The 10543-nt window shown below is 68.4% G+C and carries 9 protein-coding genes; 7 read left to right on the forward strand and 2 right to left on the reverse strand.

Translation table 11 applies throughout. The features are described from left to right. Together VKP62_02145 and VKP62_02150 are read right to left on the reverse strand one after the other, a co-directional pair. Positions 1 to 526: hypothetical protein (locus VKP62_02145; protein ID MEB3195980.1), on the reverse strand; the 526-nt coding region annotated here is incomplete at its 3' end. Between the two features lie 203 nt (positions 527 to 729). Then, on the reverse strand, positions 730 to 1440 hold the full coding sequence (locus VKP62_02150) for a glycosyltransferase family 2 protein (protein MEB3195981.1): 711 nt from the start codon (positions 1438 to 1440) through the stop codon (positions 730 to 732). Positions 1441 to 1547: 107 nt separating this feature from the next. Between VKP62_02150 and recO the strand changes: the two genes are divergently transcribed. From recO to VKP62_02185, 7 genes are all read left to right on the forward strand, one after another. Then, positions 1548 to 2306, forward strand: coding sequence for a DNA repair protein RecO (gene recO, locus VKP62_02155; protein MEB3195982.1), 759 nt, complete (start codon positions 1548 to 1550; stop codon positions 2304 to 2306). A 209-nt stretch (positions 2307 to 2515) separates the two neighbouring features. Next, a complete protein-coding gene (locus tag VKP62_02160; protein MEB3195983.1) occupies positions 2516 to 2995 on the forward strand; it encodes an Hsp20/alpha crystallin family protein in 480 nt (159 codons plus the stop codon). Between the two features lie 149 nt (positions 2996 to 3144). Then, entirely contained in the window at positions 3145 to 4359 is a 1215-nt protein-coding gene (locus VKP62_02165; protein ID MEB3195984.1) for an MFS transporter, read from the forward strand. A gap of 66 nt (positions 4360 to 4425) precedes the next feature. Next, positions 4426 to 7545 (forward strand): hypothetical protein, encoded by a 3120-nt coding sequence (locus VKP62_02170; protein MEB3195985.1) that lies wholly within the window; start codon positions 4426 to 4428, stop codon positions 7543 to 7545. A 106-nt stretch (positions 7546 to 7651) separates the two neighbouring features. Continuing rightward, complete coding sequence (locus VKP62_02175; GenBank protein ID MEB3195986.1) at positions 7652 to 8599, forward strand: hypothetical protein; 948 nt, start codon at positions 7652 to 7654, stop codon at positions 8597 to 8599. A 28-nt stretch (positions 8600 to 8627) separates the two neighbouring features. Further along, complete coding sequence (locus VKP62_02180) at positions 8628 to 9869, forward strand: hypothetical protein (protein ID MEB3195987.1); 1242 nt, start codon at positions 8628 to 8630, stop codon at positions 9867 to 9869. Positions 9870 to 9953: 84 nt separating this feature from the next. Next, positions 9954 to 10543: ankyrin repeat domain-containing protein (locus VKP62_02185; protein MEB3195988.1), on the forward strand; the 590-nt coding region annotated here is incomplete at its 3' end.

Below are 10543 nucleotides of genomic sequence, written 5' to 3' on the forward strand. Positions count from 1 at the left end.
AGGTGCCGCCGGTCAGGAAGACGTCGGCGCCTTCGGGGGTGTCACCGGCCTTGGCGTCCTTGAGTTCGATCAGGCCCTGGATCGAGCCGGTGCGACGGGTCACCAGGCTGGCGGCATCGACGATCGGGGGGTCCTGAGCCAGGGGCACCATGATGGCGGTGGGCGAGACGACCTTGGTCACGCCACCCTTGCCATCCGGCACGGAGGCCTCCAGCTTGTACTCGGCGCCGCCCTTGACCACCACCGAGAAGCTGCCGTCGGGGCCGACGGTGGCTTCCTTGGTGTCGATGTCGCTGCGGGCCGTGACGGTGCCGCCCTTGGCGGCCGTCTGCGCCAGGCGGTAGGCGCCGGCGCTGATTTCATCGACCTTGACGACGCCCTTGATGACGCCTTCTCCGGCGCCGGCCTTGGCTGTCGGCGCGGACTGGCCCGCCGTCGCCGTGTTGGGCGAGGGGCCTCCCTGGCAAGCGGTAACGGCCACACAGAGCGCCAGCACCAGGCTGTGTGGGATGAAGCGACGACGCATGGAATCCTCCTGCAAGGTGCCCACGGTCCGGGGATCAGGCTGGTGCCGCGCGACAGGCGCGACACCGAGAAGGGCCGAGGGCACGGCGTGTTCCAGACCAGCGGCAAACGACGTCAGGACGTGCCCTTGCCGACAACGTGCACTATACCACGCTCGCGTGCAAGCCGTGAAATGCGACGACGCCAGGTTCCCCTTTCATCGCGTCAGGTGAACAGGGCGTATTTCACGATGCAGCGCAGCGCGTCGACGCCATCTTTCCAGCCGATCTTCTTGCCCTCGTCGTGCGATCGCCCGTGGTAGGCGATCGCCACCTCGCTGATCGCCACTTTCTTGCGCGCCAGCTTGGCCGTGACCTCGGGCTCGAAACCGAAACGGTTCTCGCACAGCGGAATGCTCTGGATCACCTCGCGGCGGAAGGCCTTGTAGCACGTCTCCATATCGGTCAGGTTGAGGTTGGTGACCATGTTCGAGCAGAGCGTCAGGAATCCGTTCATCATGCGGTGCCAGAAGGCCAGCACGCGCCGCGGGCTGCTGGGCAGGAAGCGGGAACCATAGACCACGTCGGCCTGGCCTGCGGCGATCGGCGCGACCAGTTTGTGGTACTCGTCGGGGTCGTATTCCAGGTCGGCATCCTGGATGATCACGATGTCGCCCGTCGCGGCGGCGATGCCGGTGCGCAGGGCCGCGCCCTTGCCCTGGTTGCGTTCGTGAAAGCGCGCCTGGGCCTGTGAGCCGAGCCGTTCCGCCAGACGTTGCACCAGGTCGCGGGTGCCGTCGGTCGAGCAGTCGTCGACCAGGATCAGCTCCTTGCGGCCGCAGGGCGAGGCGAGCACCCGCTCGACCAGGGCTTCGAGCGTGCGAACCTCGTTGTAGCAGGGGATCACGATGGACAGCGTGAGTTCGGGATGGTGCAAGACGGCCCCCTCGGTGCGACGCCTGACGCGCGATGGCCTGTCAGTATCGCCTGAAGCGCGCCGGGCGGCAACCGAGCGGCCGGGGCGGCGCGGTACAATGCCGGACGATGAAGGGGCGCGAGCAGGTCGAGTCTGCCTATGTGCTGCGGCATCACGAACTTGGCGAGGCGGACAAGATCGTGGTGCTGTTCACGCGCGAGCGCGGGCTCGGCCGGGCGGTCGCGCGCGCGGTGCGTAAAGCCAAGAGCCCGTTGGCGGGTCGCCTCGAACCCTTCAATGAGCTGGAGCTGACGCTCGTGTCGGGACGCTCGCTCCAGACCATCTCCCACAGTCAGACCCTGCGACGCTTTCCCCATGTGGTGAGCGACTTCGACGGCTTGGCTGCGGCGATGTCGGCCAACGAGCTGTTGCTCTCCCTGCTGGAGACCGATGACCCCCATCCTGACCTGTTCGATGCCTACGGTGCCTTGCTCGCACTGTTGCAGCCGCCCTGTCGCGCGGAGTTGCTGCTGGCGTCCTTCGAAATGCAGCTGCTGACGGCCCTGGGCTACCGCCCGGAACTCGAAAGCTGCATTCGTTGTGGCTGCGCGCTGGACGAGGGTGAGGCGCTGGGGGGCCTGGCCGTGGAAGAGGGCGGGGTGGCCTGTCTGGACTGTCGCGACGGGACGCGCCCCCTGTCGCTGGGCGCCTGGCGTTTGCTGCAGGCCCTGCAGGAAACCCCCCTGGCGGCCAGCCCGGCCCTGCGCGCCACCGACGACCTGGTGATCCAGGTGAGACACGCGCTCAAGGCTTATACCGCCGTGCGCGCGGAGCGGGATCTCCGGGCGCAGCGCATGTTCGATTGGCGCGGCCAGCAAGCACCCTGAAAGCCGCGTCCGGCCCCGCTGAACGGGGGCCGCCTCGTGGGACTGGCGGGTTGAGGACCCAGCGACCTGGGCCGGCTCCCGATCTCACGCCTGGCCACCTGGAGGCCTGTTCTCCTGTTGGACTCCGTCGCGGCGGGTGTTTGGATGGGGCGCAGGGCCAGGACACGCGCGCCTGGCTGAACGGCGGGAAGCCTGAAGGAGGAATGCCCATGTCCTTGATGCGCTGGGAGCCGATGCTCGAGCTGGAATCGATGCGTCGCTCGATGGATCGCGTGATGGATCGCATGCTGGAACACTGGACACCGGGGCGGGCGCTGACCGGCCTGCCCTTGCTGGAGAGCGCACGCGGCTTCATGCCGAATGTCGAGGTCTTCACCAAAGACAGTGAGCTGATCCTGAGTGCCGAGTTGCCCGGGATCGCCCCGGAAGAGGTCAACATCGAGATCACCGAGGACAGCGTGCATCTGATCGGCGAGATGAAGCGCGCCGAGGAGGTCTCGGAAGACACCTACTTCCGCAGCGAGCGCCAGTATGGACGTTTCGACCGCCTGGTGGCCCTGCCCGAGCGTATTCGTCAGGAAGAGGCCAAGGCAACGTTCGAGCACGGCGTGCTGACCATCTGTGCGCCGCTGGCAGAGCCAATCAAGCGGGCCCAGGCGCGCAAGCTCAAGATCGAACAGGTGTCATAGCGGAGGGAGCCAGCTGAGCAGCGGCCGCCGCTGCGGCGGCGCTGACGTGGGGCCCCCGGCGCTCGTGCGGCGCTGAGCGGGCCCCGTCGCCTTGCCGCGCGTTCAGGACGCCCGCGGGGCGCCGAACGGGCTGTGGTACACTCGCCTGCATGGCGGACTCGCGTGCTTCCGCGACCGGATTCGGGCCCTTGCTGGCCAATCGCTCGTTCCTGGTCATGTGGCTTGGTCAGTGTGTGTCGCAGGTGGCCGACAAGCTGGTCTTCATCTTGCTGGTGGAGACCGTCAGCCACGCGACGCCCTCGGCCCGGGTCATGAGCCTGGCCCTCGCCCTGCACACCTTGCCCAATGTGCTGTTCGGCGCACTGGCCGGTGTCTGGGTGGACCGCCGGGACAAGCGCCGGGTGATGATGGCCAGCAACTTGTTGCGGGCGGCCCTGGTGGTGGCGCTGGGGCTGTGGGGGCACGCCGATGTGGCCCTGGCGATCGCCCTGGCCTTTCTGATCGCCAGCGCCGCCCAGCCCTTCATCCCGGCCGAAGCCGCGGCCATGCCGCTGGTGGTGCCGCGGGAGCACCTGATGCAGGCCAACTCGATCTTCACCACGACCCTGGTGGGGTCGATCGTGGTGGGTTTCAGCGTCGGAGAGCCGCTGACCCAGTGGCTCGGGACCCAGGGGGCGGCCTGGGTCGTGGGGACCGGCTTTCTCCTGTCGGTGGGCTTCCTGCGTGGGGTGCGCTACACCCAGCCGGCCGAGGTGGCGCCGCGCGATCAAGGCTATGCCGCCCAGTTCCGGCAGGGCCTGGCTTACATTCGCAGTCGCGGCGGGATCCGTCGCACGCTGGCCTTCCAGGTCGTCATCTTTGCGATGTTCGCGGCCATGAGCGTGCTGGCGATCTTGTTTGCCAAGGGCGTGCTCAAAACCAACTTCAGCTGGTTCCTGGCGGCCGCCGGCGGGGGGCTGGCGCTGGGGGCCTGGCTGATCGGGCAGCTGGGGGAGCGGCTGCGGCGCGATGGGGCGATCGCCCTGGGGTTTCTCGCTTGCGGTGCCGTCCTGGGCGGTCTGGCCGGCCTGGGTCCGGCCCACAAGCCGCTGGCCTTTGCGCTGGCGGCTGGGCTGGGCTTTGCCGCGGCCTGGGTGGCGGTGCCGCTGCAGACGCGCCTGCAGGAACTGGTCGAGGAACAGCTGCGCGGCAAGGTTTTCGGCGTGCAGAACACGCTGCTCAACCTGGCCGCGACCCTACCGCTGGGGGCGATCGGCTTCGTGGTGGAGGAGGTCGGTCTCACGCCCGTGCTGCTCGCGCTCGGCGCCGCGATGGCCCTGGCCGGACTGGCCGCCTGGCACGGGCGCCTCGAACGGGGCGCCTGAGCCTCCAGAGGAGGCGCTTGCGGTCGGGTATGAGAAGTCCATCGGCTTCTCCGGGAGGGCACACGCGTGGTTCGACAAGTCTGGCTGCCTCTGGCCCTGTCGCTGTCCTTGCTCGGTTGTCAATGGTTTCGCCCGAATGCTGTCAGCGGACCCGCCGCGGGCGCCGCGGCGCGTGCCTCGACGCGTGGAACCCTGAAGGCACCGACGGCGAGCGCGCTGATTGGCATGGACGGCGCGACCCTGATCGGCATGGATGGGGCGACCCTGATTGGCATGGATGGGGCGACCCTGATCGGCATGGACGGCGCGACCCTGAAAGGGGAGTTGCGTGCCCCCGCGGGGCTGATTGGCATGGATGGCGCCACCTTGATCGGGATGGATGGCGCGACCCTGATTGGCCAGGATGGGGCGACCTTGATCGGCCTGGACGGCGCCACCCTGCAGTCGGCGCGCAGCCAAGCGCTTTCCAAGGCTGCTCTTCCCCGCTCCGGGGGCGGGCCTCGCTTCGCCTTGACGGCCTTGAAAGAGGGTGTCAAAGCCGGGATCGCGGTGTACCTGCGCACGGCCGACGGCAAGTTCATCACGGGCAAGGACGGGACCCTGCTGGTGGCCAGGACCGATGCCGCGGGCCGCTTCGCTTTTCCCGGTTTGCGAGCCCCCAAGGGCGTGATCTTCTTTGCGGCGATTGGTCGTGCGGAGGGGCAAATCAAGGGGCTGAGAGCCGTCTATCCCAAGGACCAGGACCCGGCCAAGCCCGTTCGCCTGGACAGCGCCTCGACCTTGACGACGTGCTGGATCGAGCACCGGGTCTTGCCGGAGCAACGTGATGCGGTTGAAAGTCTGGGACGCCTGTCGGCGGCGGTGGCCGAAAGTGCCCGTCAGCACGCGGTGCGGGTGCTTGCTGAGGATACCGCCAAGCAGCTGGAGGCGCGCCTGCCCAGCGAACTGGCGGAGACGCTCGACACCGTCGCGAAGCAGGCCGGGAATCTGGTGCTGGCCCAGGCACTGGCCGAGGTCCGTCGCGTCATGACACTGGCGGGTCTGTCCGCCTGCCGTGCGGATGAGGCGGCGGCCGAGGTGGCGCTGCCCTTGCCGGTGGGCCTGGCGGCGGCGCCGGATGGCAGCGTCTTCGTCTCGGGTCAATTCAGCGGTTACCTGCTCCGCCTTGACCCGGTCGGCCGGGTGCAGCACGTGGCGGGCCCTTGCCGACCGGAGTCGAAGGTCAATGTGCCGTTCGAGCGCCTGGCCGTCAGTTCGGACGGCTGGTTGTATCTGGGCTCCCGTGCCGGCCAGGGTGTCTGGCGCTGTCGCTATGATGGGACGGAGTTCACGCGCGTGGTCGGAACGGACGATCTCACGGACCCGCTGGCAAAGTTGGCGGCCGGCAGCCTGGCCCAGAAGCAGCCGGTGAAGCTGGCAAAAGGTCTGTCCGCCAAGCGGCTGGAGGACACCGAGGTGACGGCCCTGGCGCCCGGCAAGGACGGTACGCTGTGGATGGCCGTGAAATACAGTCTGGATGACTTGCCCCCGGTCCGGGTGCTCCAGCTCGATGCCAGTGGCACGGTGCGGGATTTCACCCCCGATCCGGTGGGGGCGACGGCCGACAACAAGGGGAATCTGAGGGAGATCGTGGGCCTGGCCGAAGCGCGAGACGGGGCGCTGTGGGCCTGGTTCGGCAATGGCGATGGCAGTCGTCTCTATCGTCGACCCGTCGGGGGGGCCTGGCGGGCGCTGAACTCAGATTTGCGCTGTGACCCCTACCTCTCCACCATGGTGCCCTACGGCGCGGACCAGGTGTTGCTGAGCGTCTCTGGCGACCACGAGGGCGCTCGCCACGGCCTGGAGCTGGTCGACGCCGAGGGCAAGCTCACGCCCTTCGCGGGCGAAGGCCCCGCCGGATTTCAGAGCGAGCTGGTCGACAAGGCGCGGGCCCGCTTCAGCCGGCCGGCCGGCCTGGCGGTCACGGCGGATGGCACCGTGCTGGTGGCGGATCACGACAACGCCACCTTGCGGGCCATTGCGCCCTCCGGACAGGTGCGTCCGGTGCTGGGATCTCGCGTGGCGCCAGGCGTGCTGGCGCGCGAGGCACCCTTGGCCATGCCGCTTGGCCTCACGCTTGACCCCAAGGGACGTCCGGTGGTGGTCGAGGCGGGCAGTCACGCGGTCCGACGCCTCGAAGAGGGGGCGCTGGCCCTGATTGCCGGGGGAGAGGCGGGTTTCACGGGCCACGCGCGCGCGCGCGGCACGATGCTGGAGAATCCGGTCGACATCGCCGCGGCGGGCGAGGATTTCTACCTCGTGGAGCAACGCCCGCGTCGCCTGCGCAAGCTGTATGCCAACGGGGAGGTCGAGACGATGGCGGGCGGAGGGAAGCAAACGAAGTGGACGGGCGCGCCGGGGCAGCCCGCCCGGGACTTCCAGTTCGAGGAGATGCTGGGCCTCGCGGTCACCAAGGCCGGCCTGCCGGTCTTCGGCGGTCGGCTTCAGAACGCCAACGGCACCTGGTTCGATGCGCTCTGGCGGGTGGAGGCCGACGGGAGCCTGGTGCGTCTGGCCGGGACGGACCGGCTGGAGATGGCGGAACTCGAACGCGACACGACCTTGCCGGCCCTGGATGTGCCGCTCGAACGGATCATGGCCGTGGCCGTCGCGCCGGATGGCGGCATCGCCTTCGCCGAGTTCCCGGACCTGCGCGTGGAGGGGGTCAGCACCGGTTCTGAACCCAACACCCGGATTCTGCGCCTGAGTCCGGACGGTAAGCTCAGCGTGCTGGCGGGGGGCCCGCTCAAGCGCATCGCGCTGAAATTTCTGAGTGGTGAACTGGCGCGGGAAGTCGACGTGCCGGCGCACGAAACTGGCCTGCTCACGCCCCGAGGCTTGGCTTATGACGCCGAGGGTCGCCTCTATATCGGTGAGGTGGGCACGCGGGGTATGGAGGGCTTTGCGGACTTTCTGGGCGTCTCGGCCGGTCTGGTTTACCAGTTCGGCATCGAGTGGCCGGACCTGTGGGGCCGGATTCGCCGCCTGGAGTCCAATGGCCACCTGGTCACGCTGGCTGGGCTCGGTTTGCCGGACAGCGGCACCAGCGTGCGCAGTCCCGCTGCGCTAGCGATCGCGCCGGATGGCCGGATCGTGTTTCTCGATATGGCCACCAGCCAGCTCAAGGAGCTCGCGCCGCCGAAGTGACGCTTGTCCCTGCCAGGCTCGCTGGGGTAAGTTTTCATGGCTTGGCGGGGGACCACGCGCTCGCGGGCCACTTTGGCACGGGCGAAGCCTCGCCGAGGGATTCTGGATGCGTCTCCTGTTTCGTGGCTTGTTCGCCTGTGCCGCCGGCTTCATTCTGACCTGGCCGGCCAGCCCGGCGATCGCCTGCCTCAGCTGTAGCTGTGGCGGTTCCGGCACGGCCTCCGACCTGGGCGCGGCCGGCGGGGCGGCCTCCTTTTTCGGGATGGGCACGCGCTGGCTGTGGCAGCAGGGCGTGAGTCTGCGCCAGGTGACGGGCAGCTTCAACGACCGCGGCAGCGCGCTGCCCGTGCCGCTGGAAGGGTCACTGGTCACCTTGCAGGGAACCACTGCCCTGAGCTATTTTCCCTGGCCGGGAGTCAGCTTGGGGCTTCAGGCGCCGGTCCTCGGCCATCTGCTGGACCGCGCGGCCTGGGGCATGTTCGGCAGCCTGGAGGCCACCGATACCGCCCGTCGCGTGGGGGGTGGACTCGGTGACCTCAGCCTGCAAGGCAGTTCTCAGCTGGCGGAATGGGAGCACGCCGGTCTGGCGGCCTGGGGCAGCCTCTCGGCCCCCAGCGGCCAGGCGGCCGGTGAGGCCACCGGCCTGACCGGCCAGGGCTTCTGGACGGGCGGCGCGGGCCTGGTGGGGCTGGCACAGTGGGAGGACTGGGAGGGGGTGGCCAATGCCGGCTATCAGCTGCCGCTGGGCGGGATCCCGCTGGCCAATCCCTTCAGTCTGGGGCCCACGTGGCTTTATCAACTGCACGTGAACCGGCGCTTGGGCGAGCACTTACGTCTCGGTTTGGGACTCAACGGCTTCGCGGGCGCCTGGGTGGCCACGGCTGGCCCGGCGCAGCCGACGGCCAAGCTGAAACTGGTCGGCAGCGCCTTGTGGGCCTTCAGTCCGCTGACGGGGGTGCGCCTAGCCGTGGGCCTCGATCCTGAGCACGTCGGCGCGCGCAATGCCATGCGTGACCTGACGTTCTATCTGATCGGTTATCAGTACGTTCCTTGAGTTTGTATGGATTGAAAGGTGATTCACCATGACATATGGACGCGTTGATTCTCGTTTCGCCCTGGCAGGCAGCTGCCTGCTTGCCCTTCTGGCCTGCCAGGCCCCGGCGCCCCAGGCTCCCAGCACGCCGCAAGCCGCGCCAATTTCGGCGGGGCTCAGCCTGAGTGCGCTCAAGCAGATTCCCGTCGGCAAGTCGCCGCACGGCATCGGAGCCGGGCACGGCTTCATCTACAATTCCGACACCGGTGCGGCCCAGCTTTCGATCATCGACACCAAGACCCAAGCCGTGGTCAAGACCTTGCCCTTCGGTGCGGGCAATCCCGGCTACGTCAAACCCTTCCATGATGGGCATCACTTTCTGGTGGCCGACACCAAGCAGGGGCAGTTGCGGGTGATCGACCCGGCCAAGGACCACCAGACCCTGCAAACGATCGCCGTGGGCGCGGGCATGGACCGCCTCGTCATCAGTGACGACGATCGGGACGTGTATATCTCGCTGACGGGTGAGCCCAAGGTGGTGCGTCTGCGCTTCTCGGCCGACCGCGCCGCGGCCCCGCAGCGCGAGGAGTTTGCCGTGGGCGGGGTGGCCGGCGAGCAGTTCAAGCATCGCGCGATCGCGGTGGAGGCTGGCTGGCTGGTGGCGCCCAACTCCGCCGACAACGACGTCAGCCTGATCGATCTGGCCTCCAAGGCCGCGCAGCGGGTGGGCGGGGGCAACAACCCCGGACCGGTGGCCATCGGCACCCAGGCCGGCAAGGCCGTGGCGGCGGTGGTGGGCTTCAAGGCCTCCAACGCGATCGGCCTGTATGACCTGCCTGCCGGCAAGCTGACCCGGCTGGACGAAGTGGGGCAGACGCCCTCCGATGTGGGGGTAGATGCGAGCCTCGGCCGCGCCTACGTGACCATGTCGGGCAGCAACGAGGTGGCGGTGATCGACTATGTCGCCAAGCGACTGGTGGGGCGGGTGCCGGTCGGCAAGCGCCCGGTCCACATTTACCTGGCGCCGGCGCTCCAAGCGGCGGCCGAGGATGACGGCCACGCTCACGCGCACTATCGGCTCCAGGCGGCCGGAGCCGCCAGCCACGAGTGGTGGGTCGGCAACGACGATGGAGGCTCGGTGACGGTCTTCGATGGGGAGAGCCTGCGCGTCAAGGCCACCATCGCGACCGGGGCGGGGCACCACAAGATGGCCTTCTGGGGCAACTTTGCCTACGTCTCCAACCTCACCGACAACACCGTGTCGGTCGTCGACCGGACCGCGATTCGCTGAAGGAAGGTTGCGTTTGAGCCGACAAACAGGGATGGGGATGCCCCATCCCTGTTTGCTCTTCGGAGCGTGGAAAGGATCTCGGCCGTGAGTTGGCCTCTTCGCTTGCTGCTGACGACGTGCCTCGGCCTCACCGTGCTCGCCTCGGGCGTGCGGGCGGATAATACGGTGCAAGGGGGCGACCACGTTCTGCTGATGGCCGCCCAGGAAGGCATGGAAACCCTGGCCGAGCGTCGTTTGGGCCACGGCGCCTCGATCGAGTCGCAAGATGCGCTCGGGCGTACCCCCCTGATTCTGGCGGCTCGCAACAATCACCTGGCCGTGGTGCGCTTGCTCCTGCGCCTGGGAGCCGATGCCGCGCACACCGACCTGGCCGGGCACACGGCGGTCTCCTGGGCGGTGCTGCGCGGGCACGTGCAGGTGACTCATGCCATTCTGGGACACCTGAAGGGCTCTCAGGATTATGCCGGTCAGGTCTATCTGGCCCTGCAGGCCGCCAAGGAGCGGGGCGACGAACAGACGGCCGAGATGGTGCGAACGCGCTATGGGGACATCGACACGCCGCCCTGGCTGCCGCCGGGGACCTCGTCAGCCTTGCGTCCTGGCGAAGAGGGCTCAGAGCCCGCCGAAAGCGAAGAGGGTGCGCTCTCCCCTCAGCAATACCTCGACCCCTATCG

The organism is Candidatus Sericytochromatia bacterium, assembly GCA_035285325.1.
GTDB lineage: Bacteria > Cyanobacteriota > Sericytochromatia > S15B-MN24 > JAQBPE01 > JAYKJB01.